The organism is Ancylobacter sp. GW821-FHT10E12 (assembly GCF_058809335.1).
Genome location: NZ_JBXASN010000014.1, coordinates 68125 through 86317, shown reverse-complemented (window position 1 = coordinate 86317; position 18193 = coordinate 68125). Strand labels below are relative to the sequence as shown.

Sequence of the window (18193 nt, the reverse complement as noted above, 5' to 3'; positions counted from 1 at the left end):
ATGCGCCAGAGCATGGGATCAAGGGAGACGTTCGATGACCATGTCGATTTCCAAGCTCATGATGTCCGCCGCCACCGCCGGCCTGCTGGTCGCCATGCCGGCGCTCGCCGCCACCTCGGTGACGGTCGGCGGCGCGCCGATGATGTCGGACCAGAAGATTCCCGAGAATGCCTCGAAGGCGAAGAACCTGACGACGCTGGTCGCCGCGGTGAAGGCCGCCGGCCTCGTCGACACGCTCAACGGCAAGGGCCCGTTCACCGTCTTCGCCCCCACCAATGCGGCGTTCGACAAGCTGCCGGCCGGCACCGTCGACAAGCTCGTCCAGCCGGACATGAAGAAGCAGCTGACCGAAATCCTCACCTATCACGTGGTGCCGGGCAAGCTCACCGCCGCCGACCTCAAGGCCAATGCGATGAAGCACGGCGGCAAGGCGGTGCTGAAGACCGTCGCCGGCGAGACGCTGACCGTCGAGGAGAAGATGGGCAAGTGGGTGGTGGTCGACCAGGCCGGCCATGTGGCGATGATCCAGACCGCCGACGTGCTGCAGGCCAATGGCGTCGTGCATGTCATCGACACCGTGCTCATGCCCGCCATGTGAGAGTGACGCGCCGGCCGCCCGCGAGGCGGCCGGCCCCCTGGCCGCAAACCGACCCGCCCGGCCGCTCAGGCCAGCAGGGAATGCACGATCAGGTCGGCGACATGGGCGCGCCGCTCGTCCAGCTCGGCCTTGCTCTGCAGGTTGCGGTCGAGGATCACCGACAGGGTGAACTGGTTCGAGAAGTAGAAATAGGACAGGCCGGCAATGGATATCCAGAGCTGCGCCGGATCGACGCCGGTGCGGAACACGCCGGCAGCGGCGCCGCGGTCGAGAATGCCCTTGAGCATGCCGATCAGCGGCGAATGCAGGCCCTTCACCCGCGCCGATTCCTTCAGGTGCCGCGCCTGATGCAGGTTTTCGCTGTTCAGGAGATTGATGAAGGTGCGGTCGCCGATGAAGGAATCGAAGGTGAAGGTCACCAGCGCCCGCATCGCCTGCTCCGGCGACAATTCGTCAAGATGCAGGGCAAGCTCGGAGGTGCGGGCGCGCTCATAGGCGGCCTCCAGCACGGCGAGCCACAGGCCGCGCTTGCTGCCGAAATAATGGTAGATCATCCGCCGGTTGGCACCGGAGCGCGAGGCGATGGCGTCGATGCCGGCCCCAGCGAAGCCGCGTGCGGCGAACTCAACCGTGGCGGCGGCGAGGATGCTGGCCCGCGTGCGTTCGGGATCGCGCGCGCGCACCTCGCGCACCGGCGCTTCCGCGCTCGCCGCCCCACCCGGAGCGGAACCGCCCTTGCTCCCGACTGCCATCTCCACCACGCCCTCGCCGCTCCCGCTCCCGCGCGGGAAGGTCCCTCGGCTTTCCTATACGACGGAGCGGTGACGGGCGATACAGGTCGACAAAACCTCGTCCATCGGCCGGCTCCACCAGTGGTCGGAGAAGATCTCGACCTCGCAGAAACCGCGATAGCCCACGGCTTCCACCTGCCGGCGGATGCCGCGCAGATCGATGACGCCGTCGCCCATCATGCCGCGGTCGTTCAGCATGTCCGCCATCGGCACCAGCCAGTCGCAGACGTGATAGGCGAGCAGCCGGTCGACGCCGCACCGCTCGATCTGCCGGGACAGTTCCGGGTCCCACCAGACGTGAAACACGTCCAGCGCCACGCCGAGCCGGCCCGTGCGGCCAGGATCGAGGCGGTCGCAGATATCGAGCGCCTGCCCGGTAGTGTTCACGCAGGCGCGCTCGGCGGCATACATCGGATGCAGCGGCTCGATGGCGAGAGGCATGCCGGCGGCGCCGGCATAGTCGAGCAGCGCACCGATGCCGTCCTCGACCATGGCACGGGCGGCGCCGATATCCCTGGACGGCGCCGAGCCGGGCCGCGAAAATTGCGGCAGGCCGCCGACCACCAGCACCAGGCAGGCCGCGCCGAGCGCCGCCGCCTCGTCCACCGCGCGGCGGTTGTCGTCCTGCACCTCGGCAAGCCGCGCCGGATCGGCGGGGAACATGCCGCCCCGGCAATAGCCGGACAGCGCGAGGCCGGTCTCGCGCACCGCCCTGACCGCCCGGTCGAGCCCGACGGCCGCCACCTGGTCGCGCCAGGGCGAGATCGCCCGGATCTCGGCCCGCGCGCAGGCATCGACGATGGCGACGAGGTCGCCCTGCTTGCGCACCGTCGCGGTGTTGATCGAGAGCTGGCGATGATCGGCGGAGAAATCGCGCAGGGCGGTGCCGGCGGCGGCGGGAGGCGTGTGATGTCCCATGGTCCGCCTCAGCTCTCGACGCCGCGCGCGGCCATCACCGTGCGCATGCGCGTGCGGGCAAGATCGGCATCGGCCAGCAGCCCGGCGCGGTCGGCAAGACGGAACAGCTCGGCCAGATGCAGGGTCGAGCGCGTGCTCTCCTGCCCGCCCACCATGGTGAAATGATCCTGATGGCCGTTGAGATAGGCCATGAACACCACGCCGGTCTTGTAGAAGCGGGTCGGCGCCCGGAAGATATGGCGCGACAGCGGCACGGTCGGCTCCAATATATCGTCGAAGGTCGCGCGGTCGCCCGCCGCCAAGGCGACCAGCGCCGCTGAGGCGGCCGGCGCGATGGCGTCGAAAATGCCGAGCAGGGCGTGGGAGTAGCCCTCGTCGTCGCCGGCGATCAGCTCGGCATAGTTGAAATCGTCGCCGGTATACATCCGCACGCCGGGCGCGAGGCGCCGGCGCATGGCGATCTCCTTGTCCTTGTCGAGCAGCGAGATCTTCACGCCGTCGACCTTGGCGGCATGGGCGTTGATCACCTCCACCGCGGTGTCCATGGCGCGGTCGGCGTCGGCATCGCCCCAATAGCCGGCGAGCGCCGGGTCGAACATGTCGCCCAGCCAGTGGATGATCACCGGCTCGGCCACCTGCGACAGGATGCGGTCATAGACGCGGGCATAGTCGGCGGGATCCCTGGCAACCCTGGCCAATGCCCGCGAGGCCATGAGGATGATGCGCCCGCCGACACCCTCGACGGCGGCGACCTGCTCCTCATAGGCGCGGATCACGTCGTCGATGCCGCGTGCGTCCTGAGGCGCGAGGTGGTCGGTGCCGGCGCCGCTGAACACGAGGCCGGGCTCCGAGCGCGCCCTGGAAGCCGCCACCGAGCGGCGGATCAGTTCCAGCGAGGTCGGCCAGTCGAGCCCCATGCCGCGCTGCGCGGTGTCCATGGCTTCGGCGACGCCGAGGCCGAGGTCCCACAGATGCTCGCGGAAGGCGATGGTGCGGTCCCAGTCCACCGCCGCCGCCAGCCATGGGTCGATGTCGGCGAGCGGATCGGCAACCACATGGCCGGCCGAGAAGGCGACGCGGTTCATCGGGCCGCGCGGCCGGTCCGGGAAGTCGCGCGGCGCCGAGAGGCGGAACTCCTCCAACCTGCCATCCGACGCCGGCAGGCGCAGGGAAAGGGCCGTGAGCGTCTTGTCGATGGAATTCATGGCGCGTTCCTCCGCAGCGACCGGCCGATCACTCGGCGGCCTGGAGCACGGCGTGCTCGGATTCCTCGAGGCTGGGGACGTCGATCCAGCGGCGCTCGCGCCAGCTCTTCAGCGCGCATTCGACGAGTTGCACGCCCTTGGCGCCTTCGCGCAGCGTGTATTTGTAGGGCGCGTCCTCCACGACATGGCGCACGAACATCTCCCACTGCACCTTGAAGCCGTTGTCGTAGACGAGGTTGTCCGGCACCTTCTGCCAGTCGCCATAGAAGTCCATGGTCTGCTTCTGGTCGGGGTTCCACACCGGGCGCGGGGTGGCGGTGCGCGGCTGCATCACGCAGTCGCTGAGGCCCGCCACCGCCGATCCATGGGTGCCGTCGACCTGGAAGGTGACGAGGTCGTCGCGATAGACGCGGGTGGCCCAGGACATGTTGATATGGGCGATGGCGCCGCCTTCCAGCTCGAACGTGGCATAGGCGGCGTCGTCGGCGGTGGCCTCATAGGCCTTGCCCGCCTCGTCGACGCGGCTTGGGATGTGGGTGGTGCCGAGGCAGGACACCGCCTTCACCTCGCCGAAGCAATTGTCGAGCACGTAGCGCCAGTGGCACACCATGTCGAGGATCATGCCGCCGCCGTCCTGCGTGCGGTAGTTCCACGACGGGCGCTGCGCGCTCTGGCCCCAGTCGCCCTCGAACACCCAGTAGCCGAACTCGCCGCGCACCGAGAGGATGCGCCCGAAGAAGCCCGAGTCGCGCAGGAATTGCAGCTTCTGCAGGCCGGGCAGGAACAGCTTGTCCTGCACCGCGCCGTTCTTCACCCCGGCGTCCTCGGCCAGCTTGCAGATGCGTACCGCCTCCGGGAGGTTGGTGGCGATCGGCTTCTCGCAATAGACGTGCTTGCCGGCGCGGATCGCCTTCTCCAGCAGCGCCGGGCGCATCTGCGTCGTGGCGGCGTCGAAGAAGATCTCGTTGGCCGGGTCGGCCAGCGCGGCGTCGAGGTCGGTGGTCCAGCGCTCGATGCCGTAGACCCTGGCCAGTTCCTCGATCTTCTCGGCATTGCGGCCGACGAGGATCGGGTCGAGCTGCACCTTGGAGCCGTCTGCGAGGGTCACCCCGCCCTGGGCGCGGATCGCCACAACCGAGCGGATCAGATGCTGGTTCATGCCCATGCGGCCGGTAATGCCGTTCATGACGATGCCCAGCTTTCGGCCGATGCGTCGCGCGCTCATGCGAAGATCTCCTGTGAGACATGTTCGGTTGCGAGGGGTGCCAGCGTGGCCCAATCGGGTTCGGCGCCGCTGGCGAAGCCCGGGCCGACGAGAAGCCGGCCGACGGGGAGGATGGCGTTGCCTGTGGCGAGGCGGATGCCGCCGGCGGAGGTCCGGTAGAGTTCGGGCCAGGCGGCGGCGAAGGCTTGCGCCTCGCGCTCCGGCGCCGGCCCGAAGCCGTCGACATAGTGATGGCCGTTGCGCTCGACATGGGCGAGGCCGAGCGCGGCGACCAGCGCGGTGTCCTGCTGCACGCCGAGGCCGGGCTGGCAGGTGAGGTCCTCGCCGGTGATGAGATAGCCGCCGCCATGAATGCGGTTCAGCCGGGCGACGCGGGCGGCGTTGAGCACCGCCTTGTAGAGACCCTTGCAGGATTTGGACGACACGCCGCGATAGCCGCGCGCCACCGCGCGCGGGAAGGCGTCGTAGCTGTCATCGGCCTCGTCGATGATCACCGGCACACCCATCGCTGCCGCATCGAGCAGCGTCCCGAAGGTGGTGCGCCGATCGAAGGGCTGCTCGATGTACAGCAGCCGGGCACGGAGCCCGGCCAGCGCCGGATCCTCCTGCAGCGTCGCCGCGAGCAAAGCGAGGCGCGGCGGGTCATATTGCTCATTGGCGTCGAGGCTGGCGGCATAGTCCGGCACGCGCGCCGCCAGCAGCGCCGCGATGGCGCGCAGCCGCTTCAGGTCGCCGACGACGTCGCCGCCGATCTTGATCTTGAAGAAGGCGAGCGGTGCCGCCGCGACCTCCTCCGCGAGACTGCCCGGCCCGTCGATCGCATCGGCGAGCCCGACGGTGTGGCGCAGCGCAACGTCGCGGGACGGGACGAGCGCGGCGAGAAAGCCCTCGATCTGCGTGGCCTCGAGATCCGGCGTCAGGCGGGCATCGAGGCCGGGCACATTGGTCCGCAGCCCCTCGGCGAGGCCGATGCCGAGGCCGGAGAGCAGCGCGTCCAGCACCGCCTTGTCGATCAGCGCCACCCCGAAATTGCCGGCCAGCCGGGCGATGCCCCGCTCCCCGGCCCATTGCGTCTGGCGCGCCAGCGCTGCGGCGTGGTGGCCGAAGGCGGTGTCCGACCCGCCGGCCTGCGTGAATCCGCGGGCGGCGGCCACGAGGCTGGCACGCAGATCGTCGACCGTCTCGGCCGGAGACTTCGCCGGGTCCTTGTCGAACCATTTCGGCATCATCATCTCGGCGGAGACGCCGGCGACGCGCCCTATCCCCGGCAGGTCGATCTCGACCCGGAGATAAGCCTGCGGCGCCGCCTCCACCAGCGCGGCGCCGAAGCGGAACGGGCGGGCAAACGGCATCATCCGCTCGAAGGCGTCGACGCGGGCTATGGCGAAGCGCGGAGCCATCGTGCCGTCCCTGTTCAATCCAGATGTCCCTGGGCGTAGAAATGGCTGCGCACCTGCCGGGCCAGCGCGGCGAAGGCCGGCTCGCCCATCATCTCCAGCCGGCGCGGGCGCGGCAGGTCGACGTCGTAGATCGCCGCCACCGAGCCCGGCCGCTCGGTCATCACCACCACCCGATCGGCGAGGAACACCGCCTCGGGGATGGAGTGGGTGATCAGCAGGATGGTCTTGCGGGTCTCGAAATGGATGCGCTGCAATTCGAGGTTCATGCGCTCGCGGGTCATGGCGTCGAGCGCACCGAACGGCTCGTCCATCAGGACGATCTTGGGATCGTGCACCAGCGCCCGGCAGATGGAGGCGCGCTGCTGCATGCCGCCGGAGAGCTGCCAGGGATACTTATTCTCGAAGCCGTTGAGGCCGGCGGTGGCGATGAGCTTCTTCGCCCGTTCGAGATGGGTGGCGCGGTCGAGCCGGCGCACCTCGACCGGCAGCATGATGTTGCGCAGCACCGAGCGCCAGGCCAGCAGAACCGGGCTCTGGAACACAATGCCGACATCGTCCGGCGGCTCGGAGACCGCCTTGCCCTCGATGCGGATCTCACCCTGCGAGGGCGGGATGAGCCCGGCCACCAGCTTGAGCAGCGTGGACTTGCCGCAGCCGGAAGGGCCCACGACGGCGACGAACTCGCCGTCGTGGATATCGAGGTCGATCGGCCGCAGGGAGGGCACGTCGCCGTCGCGGGTCCGGTAGGTCTTGGTGAGGCCGCGGATTTCGATGAGGCGCTGGCGCGAGATGGGAGCCTCCTCTCGGGCTTCCTTCCGGGCGACGATGCGCAGGGGCAACGACGACATGCTCTCCTCCCCCTCAGTTGCTCGGATCGGCCGGGAGGAAGTCGCGGGTATAGAAGGCCTTCGGATTGTCCTTGGCGGAGGCGGCGACCCCGCCATATTCGACCAGCAGTTCCACCGAATCCTTCATGTTGGCGTCGGTGACCTGGAAGGGCCGCCGGTTCCTGGTCTCCGCGGTGCGGTAGAGCGGGATGGTCAGCTGGAAGCCCTCGAGCAGGGTCGCGGGCTGGCCGGCCTTCGGCAGCGCCGCCAGCACCGCCTCGACGGCACCCTTGGGGTTTTTCTCGGCCTCCTCGAAGCTCCTGGTGGTGGCCGCCATGAAGCGGCGCACGAGATCCGGGTTCTTCGCCAGCAGCTCCTTGTTCACGATGATGCCCGAGGAGACGAGGTGGATGCCGTAATCGGCGAACATGATCGGATGCACGTCCTTGCCGGTGGCGTCCTTGATCTTCATGGACTGGTCCATGGAATAGCCCAGCAGCAGGTCGGCCTGTCCGTTGATCACCGCATTGAGCTTGGTGGTGGCGTCGCCGGAGACGGTCTGGAACTCGCTCTCCTTGAGCCCTGCACGCTTGAGGAACAGCGGCCAGATCTGCGACATGGAATCGCCGGGCGTGGTGGCGACGGTCTTGCCCTTGATGTCGTCAGGCTTGCGGATGTTCTTGTCCGTGAAGCCCATCACCGACATCGGGCTCGTCTGCAGCGCCACCCCGACCGCGGTCACCGGCGCGCCCTTCACGGCGGCGCGAATCATGGTCGGCACGTCGGCATAGGCGAAGTCCACCGTGCCGGCGGCGGCGGCTTGGATGGTGACAGCCGAGCCGCGGCCCTCCTGGATGTCGAGGTCTATGCCTTCAGCGGCATAGAAGCCCTTCGCCTTGCCGTAAAAGAACGGCGCGTGCTCGCCATACACGTACCAGTTCAGCATCAGCGTCACCTTGTCGGCCGCCTTCGCCGAGGCAACGGGCAAGGCCAGGGGCATGAACGCCGCGGCGGCAATGAGCGCGGCCTTGAGGCTGTTTCGAAACGCCATTTCCACTTCCTCCCATGGATGTGTTTTCGAGGCGGGGAGCCCTTCTGCGAGGGCTTGCTCCCCGGTTCTTCTCAGGTCGTCACCAGCACCTCGTGCCTCTGGCTCGCGTGCCAGGGCACCATGAGGCGTTCGGTCAGATCGACGATCCAGAACAGGCCCGCGCCGATCAGCGCGAGGACGGTGAGCGCCGCGAACATGGTGGGCAGCTCGAAATTGCCGATGGAACGCTGCAGCACGTAGCCGATGCCGGAATTGGAGCCGACGAACTCGCCGACCACCGCGCCGACCACCGCGAGCGTCACCGACACTTTCAGGCCGGCGAAGATGGCCGGCAGGGCATGCGGCAGGCCGATCATGGTGAAGGTCTGCAGCCGCGTCGCCTTCATGGCGCGGGCGAGGTCGTGCATGTCGCCCTCGACCGACTTGAAGCCCTGCACGCCGGCGACGATCACCGGGAACACGCCGAGCAGAAAGGCGGAAATCACTTTCGGCATCATGCCGAAGCCGAACCACACCACGAAGAGCGGGGCGATGGCGACCTTGGGGATCGACTGCGAGAACACCAGCAGCGGGTAGAGATAGGACTCCACCGTCTTCGAGCCGGCGATCAGCATCGCGAGCGGAATGCCGATCAGCGCCGAGAGCAGGAAGCCCGACACGGTCGCGACGGTGGTCGGGATCGCCTCGATGAGCAGCTTGTCGCCTTCGGTGCGGAAAGCCTGGATCACGTCCCACGGCGTCGGGATCAGATAGGCCGGAATCTGGAACAGCCGCACCGCCAGATCCCAGGCCACGACGATCATCACCATCAGGGCCAGCGGCCGAACCCAGGGGGAATTGACCAATCTGGAATTGACGAGCGCGCGCGCAAAACCCTCACGTCGCGAAGACGGCATGGCGTATCTCCCTGATCGTTATCCCATGGCGCTCTTTGTCGCCTTAAGTAACTAACCAGTGAATTACATCGTCAACCCGCCGCTTTGTCAACCGCCGACTTGCGGTGGCATCGCGACCCTCGCCGGGGCTCGAACCGCACAGGAGCCGCACGGCATCACGCGCTCCGTCGTTGACGCCTGCGGCCCACATCCGTCATATCGCGCAGGTTTTCGCCGGATGACAGGACGCCCGCCCGATGTTCCCGCTGCCCCAGCCCGCGCTCGCGGCCAACAGCTATGCCTATGAGACCCAGCCGCTGGTGAAGCCGACCGGCTTTCGCGAATATGACGCCCGCTGGCTGTTCGGCAGCGAGCTCAACCTCATGGGCGTGCAGGCGCTGGGGCTCGGCATCGGCACGCTGATCCAAGAACTCGGGGTGAAGCCGGAGATCGTCACCGGGCACGATTTCCGCGCCTATTCGTCCTCGATCAAGCAGGCGCTCGCCAATGGGCTGATGGCCGCCGGGGTGACGGTGCACGACATCGGGCTCGCGCTGTCGCCCATGGCCTATTTCGCCCAGTTCGCGCTGGATGTGCCCTGCGTCGCCATGGTCACCGCCTCGCACAACGACAATGGCTGGACCGGCGTGAAGATGGGCGTCAACCGCCCGCTGACCTTCGGGCCGGACGAGATGAGCCGGCTGAAGGAGATCGTGCTGAGCGGGGCGGGCAAGCCGCGCACTGGCGGCGCCTACCGCTATGTCGAGAACTTCCCGGAGGTCTATATCAAGGACCTCACCGACCGCCCGAAGCTGAAAAGCCGCATCAAGGCGGTGGTGGCCTGCGGCAATGGCACGGCGGGCGCCTTCGCCCCGCGCATCCTGGAGGCGCTCGGCGTCGACGTGGTGCCGCTCGACTGCGATCTCGACTACACGTTCCCGAAATACAATCCGAACCCGGAAGACCTCGACATGCTGCACGCCATGCGCGACGCGGTGCTGGCATCCGGGGCGGATGTCGGGCTCGGCTTCGACGGCGACGGCGACCGCTGCGGCGTGGTCGACAATCTCGGCGAGGAGATCTTCGCCGACAAGGTCGGGGTGATGCTCGCGCGCGACCTTTCCGCGCTGCATCCGGGCGCCACCTTCGTGGTCGACGTGAAGTCGACCGGGCTGTTCATGACCGACCCGGTGCTGATCGCCAACGGTGTGAAGGCCGACTACTGGAAGACCGGCCATTCCTATATGAAGCGCCGGGTGAACGAGAGCGGGGCGCTGGTCGGCTTCGAGAAGTCCGGCCATTATTTCTTCAACAAGCCGGTCGGACGCGGCTATGACGACGGCCTCGTCTCGGCGATCGCCATTCTCGACATGCTGGACCGCAATCCCGGGCGCTCGATGGCCGATCTCAAGGACGCCCTGCCCAAGACCTGGTCATCGCCGACCATGTCGCCGCACTGTGCCGACGAGGCGAAATACGGCGTGGTCGACGCGGTGGTAAAGCATTTCGAGGCGATGGCCGCGCAGGGCGAGGCCATCGACGGGCAGAAGATCCGCGACCTCGTGACGGTGAACGGCGTGCGCGTCACGGTGGAGGACGGATCGTGGGGACTGGTGCGGGCATCGTCGAACAAGCCGGAGCTTGTGGTGGTGGTCGAGAGCCCGGTCTCCGAGGCGCGCATGCGCGACATGTTTCGGGTGGTCGACGGCATCCTGCGCACCCATCCGGAAGTCGGGACGTATAACCAGACCATCTGAGCCGGGGGTGCGAAAAGGCCGCAAACTCGGATAACGCCATGCTCCCATCGCAATGCGAGTAGTGCTAAGGGTTGTGATCGGGGAGCCTAGAAGACGGATACAATCATGTCAGCGGAATCGGCAGCCAGACGTCCGCCGCCGGAAAGAATCAATGTCGTCACCTTGCTGAAGCCGCGCCGTTTCGGGGACGCACGCGGTTGGTTTTCCGAAACCTATTCGGAGGCAGCTGCGGCAGCTGCGGGGATCACCGTGCGCTTCGTCCAGGACAACCAGTCCTATTCGAGCCAGGCGGGCACGATACGCGGCCTGCATTTCCAGCGCCCGCCGCATGCGCAGGCAAAGCTGGTGCGCTGCCTGCGCGGCTCGGTGATGGATTATGCGGTGGATGTGCGCCGCGGCTCGCCCACCTATGGCCACTTCATCGCGACAAGGCTGACGGCCGAGGGCGGCGAGCAGCTCTTCGTGCCGGTGGGTTTCGCGCATGGCTTCCTGACGCTGGAGCCGGATACCGAGGTCGCCTACAAGGTGTCCGACATCTATGCCCCGCAATGCGACGGCGGTATCGCCTGGAACGACCCGGCCATCGGCATCGACTGGCCGCTGCCGCCCGGTGTCGAAGCCGTGCTCTCCGACAAGGACCGGATCCTGCCGACGCTCGCGGCATTCGACAGCCCGTTCGCCTATGACGGCCAGCCGCTCGAACCGGTCTGAGCCATCGCACCGCGCCGGGCGAGACCTCGCCCGCGCGACGTCTCGACACTTGTCTGAAAACAGTTTGAATCCTGTAGCAGCCGCGGCGGTCGGCGATTCGACCGGACCCGTCCGACACGGCCAGCAGCAGGAAACGCGACATGATCGATCCCCTTCTCGTTTTCGGCGCCGGCGGCCAGGTGGGCCGCGAGTTGCTCGATCTGGCAGCGACGCGCGGCATACCCGCCCGCGGCTTCGACCGCGCGGCGCTGGATATCGCCGATGCGGAAGCGGTGCGACGCCTGCTCGGCGAGCATCCGGCGGCGATGCTGGTGAATGCCGCCGCCTATACCAAGGTCGACAAGGCGGAATCCGAACCGGAGGCGGCACGGCGCGGCAATGTCGAGGGGCCGGCGGTGCTTGCCGCCGCGGCCGCGGAATTCGATATCCCGCTGCTGCACATCTCCACCGACTATGTGTTCGACGGCTCCAAGGCCGGCCCCTATGTCGAGAGCGACCCTGTGTCGCCGCTCGGCGTCTATGGCCGGACCAAGCTGGCGGGCGAAGAAGCGGTGAGGCAGGCTGCCGCCCGCCACATCATCCTGCGTACCGCCTGGGTCTATGGCCGGCACGGCCAGAATTTCCTCAAGACCATGCTGCGGCTCGGCGCCGAGCGCGAGGAATTGCGCGTGGTCGCCGACCAGATCGGCAACCCGACGGCGACGCCAGACCTCGCCGAGGCGATCCTGTCCGTCGCCGCGCATGCCGCCGGCGGCGACGCCGATGCGAAAGCCCTGTGGGGCACCTATCATTTCGCCGGCAGCGGGGCGACCAGCTGGCACGGCTTCGCCGAGGCCATCATCGCCACCGCGGCGCCGCTGACCGGCAAGCACCCGCCCGTCGTGGCGATCGGCACCGCCGACTACCCGACCCCGGCGCGCCGGCCGGCCAATTCGCAGCTCGATTCGGACGCATTCGCGCGCAATTTCGGCTATCGCGCGCTCGAGTGGCGCAAGCGGGTGGCACAGATCGTACCGGCTCTGGTCGCAACGCCCGGCGTCGGCTGAACCGCGCGGCGGCAGAGGGCAAAGGGCGCGTCAACAGGCGGATCGACCGCACCGGCGGCCCTGCCGCGCGGGTACGGCACCGCGAGAGGAAGAGGAAAGCATGAAGGGCATCATCCTGGCCGGCGGCTCCGGCACCAGGCTGCATCCGATGACACTGGTCATCAGCAAGCAGCTGCTGCCGGTCTATGACAAGCCGATGATCTACTATCCTCTTTCGACGCTGCTGCTGGCCGGCTGCCGTGAAATCCTGGTCATCTCCACCCCCAGCGACACGCCGCTGTTCCAGCGCCTGCTCGGCGACGGCACGCAATGGGGCATCGAGATCAGCTATGCCGTGCAGCCCTCGCCGGACGGCCTCGCGCAGGCCTACATCATCGGCGCCGACTTCATCGCCGGGGAGCCCTCCTGGCTGATCCTCGGCGACAACATCTATTACGGGCACGCCTTGCCGGAGCTGCTGGCCTCGGCGACCGCCTTCGACCGCGGCGCCTCGGTGTTCGCCTATCATGTCGTCGACCCGGAACGCTATGGCGTCGTCGAGTTCGACAAGAGCCACAATGCCGTCTCCATCGAGGAGAAGCCGGCGGCGCCGAAATCGAACTGGGCGGTGACCGGGCTTTACTATTACGACGCCTCGGTGGTGGAGATCGCCGCCGGCCTCAAGCCTTCGGCGCGCGGCGAGCTGGAAATCACCGACGTCAACCGGGCATATCTGGAACGCGGCGACCTGCGCGTCTCGATGATGGGGCGCGGTTATGCCTGGCTCGATACCGGCACGCCGGACAGCCTGCTGGAAGCCGGCGAGTTCGTGCGGACACTGGAGAAGCGGCAGGGCTTCAAGATCGCCTCACCGGAGGAGATCGCCTTTCGCCGCGGCTATATCGACGCCGGCCGGCTGGAAAGTCACGCGGCCAAGCTCGGCAAGAGCACCTATGGCGCCTATCTGCGCACGGTGCTGCACGAAGCTGCCAGGGGCTGAGGGAGCAAGCCCCCGCCATCGTCGCGGCAGGAGAAGAACCCGTCGCGCACGCCTCTGCCGCAGGCCGCCACCGCAGGCCTTGGGCGACGATCCGGGGACGAGAAATCTGGCCGCGACCGAGCCGGGCTCAGGCGGGCACGTCGTTGTAATAGGTGCGGAACCAGCGGACGAAAGCGGCGATGCCTTCGTCGAGCGGCGTGGACGGCCGAAAGCCCGTCACCGCCTGCAGCAGGCGATGGTCGGCGAAGGTCTCGGTCACGTCGCCCGGCTGCATCGGCAGGAACACCTTGCGCGCCGGCTTGCCGACGGCCCGCTCGATCTCCTCGACGAATTCGAGCAGTTCCACCGGAGAGCCGCCGGCGATGTTCACCACCCGCCACGGCGCGACGGCGGACAGGGTATCGGTTGTATCCGGCGACAGGACGGGCTCGCCGACGACCGGCGGACGGTCGATCAGCCGCATCACCGATTCCACCAGGTCGTCGATATAGGTGAAATCGCGGCGCATCGCGCCATGGCCGTAGATCTCGATCGGCTCGTCGCGTTCGATCGCCCGGACGAATTTGAACAGCGCCATGTCCGGCCGGCCCCACGGGCCGTAGCCGGTGAAGAAGCGGAAGCAGGTGGTGGGCAGGCTCCACAGATGGGCATAGGAGTGCGACATCACCTCCATGCCCTTCTTGGTCGCGGCATAGAGGCTGAGCGGCGCGTCGGTGGAATCGATCTCGCGGAACGGAACGTCGATATTGTCGCCATAGACGGAGCTCGTCGACGCGAGCAGCAGATGCTTCGGCTTCACCCGCCGGGCGACTTCGAGCAGGTTGAACGAACCGACGACATTCGATTCGACATAGGCTCGCGGCGCCTCGATCGAGTAGCGCACGCCCGCCTGTGCGGCCAGATGCACGATGATGTCAGGCGCCGCGAGATCGGCGGCGCGGTCGAGGGCGTCCATGTCCTCCAGCCGGTCGATGATCGGCGTGAATCGATTCGACTTCTGAAGGATGGCGTGGCGCGCCTCCTTCAGACGTCGATCGTAATAGGGGGTCATGGCATCGAAACCGATGACGGTATGACCTTCGTCGATCAGCCGCTGGGTCAGGTGGAACCCGACGAATCCAGCGGTCCCCGTCATCAGAATGCGCATTTATCAAAGGGCTTCCGCGCCCGGCCGTCCGACTGAGGAATACTGGAAGCCGTGCCGCGCGATTTCGTCCGGCGGATAGACGTTGCGCAGGTCGACGAGCACCGGCGCGGCGACGATGTCCTTGAGCCGGGTGAAGTCGAGCGCCCGGAACTGGTCCCACTCCGTCACGATGACGATGCAGGACGCGTCCTCGGCCGCCTCGTAGGGATCGCTGCAATAGTTGATCCCGGACGGCATGACCAGCTTGGCCTGCTCGGTACCCACCGGGTCATAGGCATTCACGGTTGCGCCGGCATCCAGCAGCGCCTGCACGATGGAGATGGCCGGCGCCTCGCGCATGTCGTCCGTGTTCGGCTTGAAGGTGAGGCCGAGCACCGCAACGGTCTTGCCACGCAGGCTGCCGCCGACGGCCTTCTCGACCTTGCGCGCCATGGAGCGCTTGCGCTGGTCGTTGATCGCCACCGTGGTCTCGATCAGCCGCACCGGGCTGTCATTGTCCTGGGCGATCTTGACGAGAGCGATCGTGTCCTTCGGGAAGCATGAGCCGCCATAGCCGGGGCCGGCATGCAGGAACTTCGAGCCGATGCGGCCGTCCATTCCGATGCCGCGCGACACCTGCTGCACGTCGGCACCGACCTTTTCGCAGAGATCGGCGATCTCGTTGATGAAGGTAATCTTCATCGCCAGGAAGGCGTTGGCGGCATATTTGATCAGCTCGGCGGTGCGTGTGTCGGTGAACAGCAGCGGCGAGGAATTGAGGTAAAGCGGGCGGTAGACCTCGGTCATCACCGAACGGGCGCGCTCGTCATTAATGCCGACCACGATGCGGTCCGGCTTCTTGAAGTCGGTGATGGCCGCGCCTTCGCGCAGGAATTCCGGGTTGGAGGCCACCGCAACGTCGGCATCGGGATTGGTCTCGCGGATGATGCGCGCGACCTCGTCGGCGGTGCCGACCGGCACGGTCGACTTGTCGACCACCACGGCGAAGCCCTTCACCGCCGTCGCAATCTCGCGGGCGACGGCATAGACATATTGCAGGTCGGCATGGCCGTCGCCGCGCCGGGAGGGCGTGCCCACCGCGATGAAGATGGCCTCGGCGCCTTCGATGCCCTCGGGCAGCGACGTGGTGAAGGACAACCGGTTCTGCTTGACATTGCTGGAGACCAAATCATCGAGCCCCGGCTCGTAGATCGGGATGATGTTCTGCTTCAGCGCCTCGATCCGCTTGGGATCCTTATCGATGCAGACAACCTGATGCCCGAAATCGGCGAAACATGCGCCGGAGACCAAACCAACATAACCCGATCCGACTACTGCAATTTTCATAAATCCAGTTCCTGTGGGGGCTGTTTACGGCAATCAAATCTCGGCAAAACTGCTAAATATGCGTCGAAGCGGAATACGATGGTTCTCTCATAAATTCCACATTCTCCGCGCACTTGGCATACCGTAACAATCCTACGCCCGTCAAACACCCCCGAACGACAGCGACATAAGCACCGAAGGCGCGCAAAGCCTTATGGATAGCCAACTACTCAGGATCGACGCGAGACAGGGCCGATGCGAAGGGCCTGCCCGGCGGTTTCCTGCGGCTGCCGCCGCCCCCGCGGGATCGCCGGGTTCGGGCACAAGGATGCTGTGGAAACCCGCCTGTTGAGGGTCGATCGGGCGAGCGGTATGCGGACCTCCACAGGGCACTGATACTGCCTCCCTGATCTGAGCCCCCGGATGGCGCGTAGAAGCTTCCGAACCAGCCGAGGACGGGGCGCATCATGGCAATCTATCTGGTCTCCTACCTGGCGACGGGCCTTACCTTCCTGGCGCTTGACGCCGTCTGGCTCGGCACCATGGGCAACCGGCTCTACCGGCCGCTGCTGGGCGAGTTGATGGTCGACGGCTTCAACATCGGGCCGGCGGCGGCGTTCTATTTCATCTATGTGGCCGGCATCGTGCTCTTCGCGGTGCAGCCGGCGTGGGGAACCGGGCGCTGGGTCACCGCCCTCGGCCACGGCGCCGCGCTCGGCTTCCTCGCCTATGCGACCTATGACCTCACCAACCAGGCGACGATCCGCGGCTGGCCGCTCGCCGTGACGCTGGCCGACATGACCTGGGGCACCTTTGCCACCGCCAGCGCCGCAGCGGTCGGCTTCCTCGCCACCCGCCTTCTGCTCGGCATGCGCTGAAGCCCCTGAGGCGACGCTCATCGCGGGAAGCGGTGCGCTCGGCGGGAGCATCGGGCCGGCATCGGCGCGCCATTTCCGGTCGACAGCCATATCTAGAGACGCAGGAAGGGCTGCATCAGCCTGCCGACGATGCCGCTCAGCACCATCTCGCCATCGAAGGCGGCGAGGCAGATGCATTCGCTCTCGCGGTCGACCAATGGCTGGTGCTCGACCTCGCCATCCATTTCCGACAGGTCGCCCGGCCGATACCGGCCGAACTCATCGGTGAAGGAACCCGCCAGCACCTGGGTGAATTCGAGCCCGGAATGGCCGTGCTCGGGCAATTTGCGGCCGGGTCCGACCCGCAGCAGCGTGAGCCGCGCGGTGGGGGCCTCGGGAATGGTGACCCGGCTGAGCCGCACGCCGGGACCGAACCAGCGCCAGGGTCCGACATCGCAGCGGGCCAGCGCCCTCGGAAGGCCGATCTCCACCGCAACCTTCGGCAGGCGCGGCGGCGCGACGGCGCGCGGCGGCGTGGCCTCCTCCGCGTCGATGCGCGCCAGCAGATCGGCGAGCGCGGTCGGCGCCAGAAGCTCGGGCTCGGCGTCCTCCACCAACCGGCCACCCAGCGTGGCGAAGGCGGCGACGCGGGCGCGGCAGGCCGGGCACGTGTCGAGATGGGTGGCGACGACCATGGAGGGACCGGCCGGCAGGTGGCCGGCGGCATAGCGCAGCAGGCTCTCGTCGCCGGGGTGGTGGTGGATGCTCATGCTCCGCTCTCCAGCAGCGCTCGCATGCGCCCGAGGGCGAGGCGCACCCGCGACTTGACCGTGCCGAGTGGCAGGCCGAGCTCGCGGGCGATCTCCGAATGCGCCTTGTCCTGATAGAAGGACAGGCGGACGATGGTGGCCTGCTCGTCGGACAGGCCGGCAAGCACGCTGCGCAGCTGCGCGTCGCGTTCGGCGGCCAGAAGGCGGGCCTCCCCGTCCGGTGCCGCGTCGGGCTCGTCGTCGAGAGCGAGGCCGAGTTCGGCGGTCGGGCGCTGGCGACGCAGGTAATCGATGCGCAGGTTGCGGGCGATGGTGAAGATCCAGGTCGAGGCGCCGGCCCGGGTCGGGTCGAAGCTCGCCGCCTTGGACCACACCGACATCATCGTCTCCTGCGCCAGTTCCTCGGCGGTGACCGCCGGCAGGCCCGAACGCATGAGGAAGGATTTCACCCGCGGGGCGAAATAGGCATACACGCGCGCAAAGGCCTGGCGGTCGCGCACCGCGCCGATGCCGACGATGAGACGGGCGAGTTCCTCGCCTGTCGGCGCCGGTGCCGGTTCGCCCGACAGCATCATCAGCGCGCCCCGCGGCAGCGGGAGGCACGCCGCCGACGATGACCGCGCAACTTGGACTTCGATCGCATTCATACGCCCTTCTACGCGGCCCCGGCCGGGTCGGATCACCGATGCGCGAGGGACGCGGAGCCGGTGATCCGACGACGGACGGCTTTC

18 protein-coding genes are annotated in these 18193 nt (G+C 67.4%); 6 read left to right on the top strand and 12 right to left on the bottom strand.

The window, feature by feature from the left end; translation table 11 throughout:
- Positions 1-34: 34 nt before the first annotated feature.
- Positions 35-598, top strand: coding sequence for a fasciclin domain-containing protein (locus tag AC1RU4_RS18805; RefSeq protein ID WP_492892650.1), 564 nt, complete (start codon positions 35-37; stop codon positions 596-598).
- 65 nt (positions 599-663) lie between these two features.
- Here AC1RU4_RS18805 and AC1RU4_RS18800 read toward each other — a convergent pair whose 3' ends face one another.
- The 8 genes from AC1RU4_RS18800 to AC1RU4_RS18765 all read right to left on the bottom strand — a co-directional run bounded on the left by AC1RU4_RS18800 (position 664) and on the right by AC1RU4_RS18765 (position 8911).
- On the bottom strand, positions 664-1359 hold the full coding sequence (locus AC1RU4_RS18800; RefSeq protein ID WP_492892649.1) for a TetR/AcrR family transcriptional regulator: 696 nt from the start codon (positions 1357-1359) through the stop codon (positions 664-666).
- Between the two features lie 45 nt (positions 1360-1404).
- Positions 1405-2268 (bottom strand): sugar phosphate isomerase/epimerase family protein, encoded by an 864-nt coding sequence (locus AC1RU4_RS18795; protein WP_492892712.1) that lies wholly within the window; start codon positions 2266-2268, stop codon positions 1405-1407.
- A 47-nt stretch (positions 2269-2315) separates the two neighbouring features.
- Positions 2316-3512: a dihydrodipicolinate synthase family protein gene (locus tag AC1RU4_RS18790; RefSeq protein ID WP_492892648.1), complete on the bottom strand. Its 1197-nt coding sequence runs from the start codon at positions 3510-3512 to the stop codon at positions 2316-2318.
- 28 nt (positions 3513-3540) lie between these two features.
- Positions 3541-4737 (bottom strand): Gfo/Idh/MocA family protein, encoded by a 1197-nt coding sequence (locus tag AC1RU4_RS18785; protein WP_492892647.1) that lies wholly within the window; start codon positions 4735-4737, stop codon positions 3541-3543.
- Positions 4734-6137 (bottom strand): enolase C-terminal domain-like protein, encoded by a 1404-nt coding sequence (locus tag AC1RU4_RS18780; protein ID WP_492892646.1) that lies wholly within the window; start codon positions 6135-6137, stop codon positions 4734-4736. The genes AC1RU4_RS18785 and AC1RU4_RS18780 overlap by 4 nt, the downstream gene beginning before the upstream one ends.
- A 14-nt stretch (positions 6138-6151) precedes the next feature.
- Positions 6152-6985: an ABC transporter ATP-binding protein gene (locus AC1RU4_RS18775; protein ID WP_492892645.1), complete on the bottom strand. Its 834-nt coding sequence runs from the start codon at positions 6983-6985 to the stop codon at positions 6152-6154.
- A gap of 13 nt (positions 6986-6998) precedes the next feature.
- Entirely contained in the window at positions 6999-7964 is a 966-nt protein-coding gene (locus tag AC1RU4_RS18770) for an ABC transporter substrate-binding protein (RefSeq protein ID WP_492892711.1), read from the bottom strand.
- A gap of 122 nt (positions 7965-8086) precedes the next feature.
- Positions 8087-8911: an ABC transporter permease gene (locus tag AC1RU4_RS18765; protein WP_492892644.1), complete on the bottom strand. Its 825-nt coding sequence runs from the start codon at positions 8909-8911 to the stop codon at positions 8087-8089.
- A gap of 236 nt (positions 8912-9147) precedes the next feature.
- Between AC1RU4_RS18765 and AC1RU4_RS18760 the strand changes: the two genes are divergently transcribed.
- From AC1RU4_RS18760 to rfbA, 4 genes are all read left to right on the top strand, one after another.
- Positions 9148-10647, top strand: a complete 1500-nt coding sequence (locus AC1RU4_RS18760; RefSeq protein ID WP_492892643.1) for a phosphomannomutase/phosphoglucomutase — start codon at positions 9148-9150, stop codon at positions 10645-10647.
- 105 nt (positions 10648-10752) lie between these two features.
- Positions 10753-11358 carry a dTDP-4-dehydrorhamnose 3,5-epimerase gene (rfbC, locus tag AC1RU4_RS18755; protein WP_492892642.1) on the top strand — a complete coding sequence of 202 codons (606 nt, stop codon included), beginning with the start codon at positions 10753-10755 and terminating at the stop codon, positions 11356-11358.
- A gap of 140 nt (positions 11359-11498) precedes the next feature.
- Positions 11499-12404 (top strand): dTDP-4-dehydrorhamnose reductase, encoded by a 906-nt coding sequence (rfbD, locus tag AC1RU4_RS18750; RefSeq protein WP_492892641.1) that lies wholly within the window; start codon positions 11499-11501, stop codon positions 12402-12404.
- A gap of 100 nt (positions 12405-12504) precedes the next feature.
- Positions 12505-13383, top strand: coding sequence for a glucose-1-phosphate thymidylyltransferase RfbA (gene rfbA / locus AC1RU4_RS18745; RefSeq protein ID WP_492892640.1), 879 nt, complete (start codon positions 12505-12507; stop codon positions 13381-13383).
- A 127-nt stretch (positions 13384-13510) separates the two neighbouring features.
- Here the strand turns inward: rfbA and AC1RU4_RS18740 are convergent, their stop codons facing one another.
- Both AC1RU4_RS18740 and AC1RU4_RS18735 read right to left on the bottom strand, forming a co-directional pair.
- Positions 13511-14530 (bottom strand): NAD-dependent epimerase/dehydratase family protein, encoded by a 1020-nt coding sequence (locus tag AC1RU4_RS18740; protein ID WP_492892639.1) that lies wholly within the window; start codon positions 14528-14530, stop codon positions 13511-13513.
- A 3-nt stretch (positions 14531-14533) separates the two neighbouring features.
- On the bottom strand, positions 14534-15856 hold the full coding sequence (locus AC1RU4_RS18735; protein WP_492892638.1) for a UDP-glucose dehydrogenase family protein: 1323 nt from the start codon (positions 15854-15856) through the stop codon (positions 14534-14536).
- A 446-nt stretch (positions 15857-16302) separates the two neighbouring features.
- On the opposite strand from AC1RU4_RS18735, the gene AC1RU4_RS18730 reads away from it, so the two are divergent.
- Positions 16303-16713 carry a DUF2177 family protein gene (locus AC1RU4_RS18730; RefSeq protein ID WP_492892637.1) on the top strand — a complete coding sequence of 137 codons (411 nt, stop codon included), beginning with the start codon at positions 16303-16305 and terminating at the stop codon, positions 16711-16713.
- Between the two features lie 92 nt (positions 16714-16805).
- On the opposite strand, the gene AC1RU4_RS18725 is transcribed toward AC1RU4_RS18730, so the two are convergent.
- Positions 16806-17462 (bottom strand): ChrR family anti-sigma-E factor, encoded by a 657-nt coding sequence (locus AC1RU4_RS18725; RefSeq protein WP_492892636.1) that lies wholly within the window; start codon positions 17460-17462, stop codon positions 16806-16808.
- Entirely contained in the window at positions 17459-18037 is a 579-nt protein-coding gene (locus AC1RU4_RS18720) for a sigma-70 family RNA polymerase sigma factor (protein WP_492892635.1), read from the bottom strand. The genes AC1RU4_RS18725 and AC1RU4_RS18720 overlap by 4 nt, the downstream gene beginning before the upstream one ends.
- Positions 18038-18193 lie beyond the last annotated feature (156 nt).

Excerpts from the sequence above, each read along its gene's own strand:
- AC1RU4_RS18805 (WP_492892650.1), top strand. The coding sequence starts at position 35 with ATGACCATGTCGATTTCCAAGCTCATGATGTCCGCCGCCACCGCCGGC.
- AC1RU4_RS18790 (WP_492892648.1), bottom strand. The coding sequence starts at position 3,512 with ATGAATTCCATCGACAAGACGCTCACGGCCCTTTCCCTGCGCCTGCCG.
- AC1RU4_RS18785 (WP_492892647.1), bottom strand. The coding sequence starts at position 4,737 with ATGAGCGCGCGACGCATCGGCCGAAAGCTGGGCATCGTCATGAACGGC.
- AC1RU4_RS18780 (WP_492892646.1), bottom strand. The coding sequence starts at position 6,137 with ATGGCTCCGCGCTTCGCCATAGCCCGCGTCGACGCCTTCGAGCGGATG.
- AC1RU4_RS18775 (WP_492892645.1), bottom strand. The coding sequence starts at position 6,985 with ATGTCGTCGTTGCCCCTGCGCATCGTCGCCCGGAAGGAAGCCCGAGAG.
- AC1RU4_RS18770 (WP_492892711.1), bottom strand. The coding sequence starts at position 7,964 with ATGCCCCTGGCCTTGCCCGTTGCCTCGGCGAAGGCGGCCGACAAGGTG.
- AC1RU4_RS18765 (WP_492892644.1), bottom strand. The coding sequence starts at position 8,911 with ATGCCGTCTTCGCGACGTGAGGGTTTTGCGCGCGCGCTCGTCAATTCC.
- AC1RU4_RS18760 (WP_492892643.1), top strand. The coding sequence starts at position 9,148 with ATGTTCCCGCTGCCCCAGCCCGCGCTCGCGGCCAACAGCTATGCCTAT.
- rfbC (WP_492892642.1), top strand. The coding sequence starts at position 10,753 with ATGTCAGCGGAATCGGCAGCCAGACGTCCGCCGCCGGAAAGAATCAAT.
- rfbD (WP_492892641.1), top strand. The coding sequence starts at position 11,499 with ATGATCGATCCCCTTCTCGTTTTCGGCGCCGGCGGCCAGGTGGGCCGC.
- rfbA (WP_492892640.1), top strand. The coding sequence starts at position 12,505 with ATGAAGGGCATCATCCTGGCCGGCGGCTCCGGCACCAGGCTGCATCCG.
- AC1RU4_RS18740 (WP_492892639.1), bottom strand. The coding sequence starts at position 14,530 with ATGCGCATTCTGATGACGGGGACCGCTGGATTCGTCGGGTTCCACCTG.
- AC1RU4_RS18735 (WP_492892638.1), bottom strand. The coding sequence starts at position 15,856 with ATGAAAATTGCAGTAGTCGGATCGGGTTATGTTGGTTTGGTCTCCGGC.
- AC1RU4_RS18730 (WP_492892637.1), top strand. The coding sequence starts at position 16,303 with ATGGCAATCTATCTGGTCTCCTACCTGGCGACGGGCCTTACCTTCCTG.
- AC1RU4_RS18725 (WP_492892636.1), bottom strand. The coding sequence starts at position 17,462 with ATGAGCATCCACCACCACCCCGGCGACGAGAGCCTGCTGCGCTATGCC.
- AC1RU4_RS18720 (WP_492892635.1), bottom strand. The coding sequence starts at position 18,037 with ATGATGCTGTCGGGCGAACCGGCACCGGCGCCGACAGGCGAGGAACTC.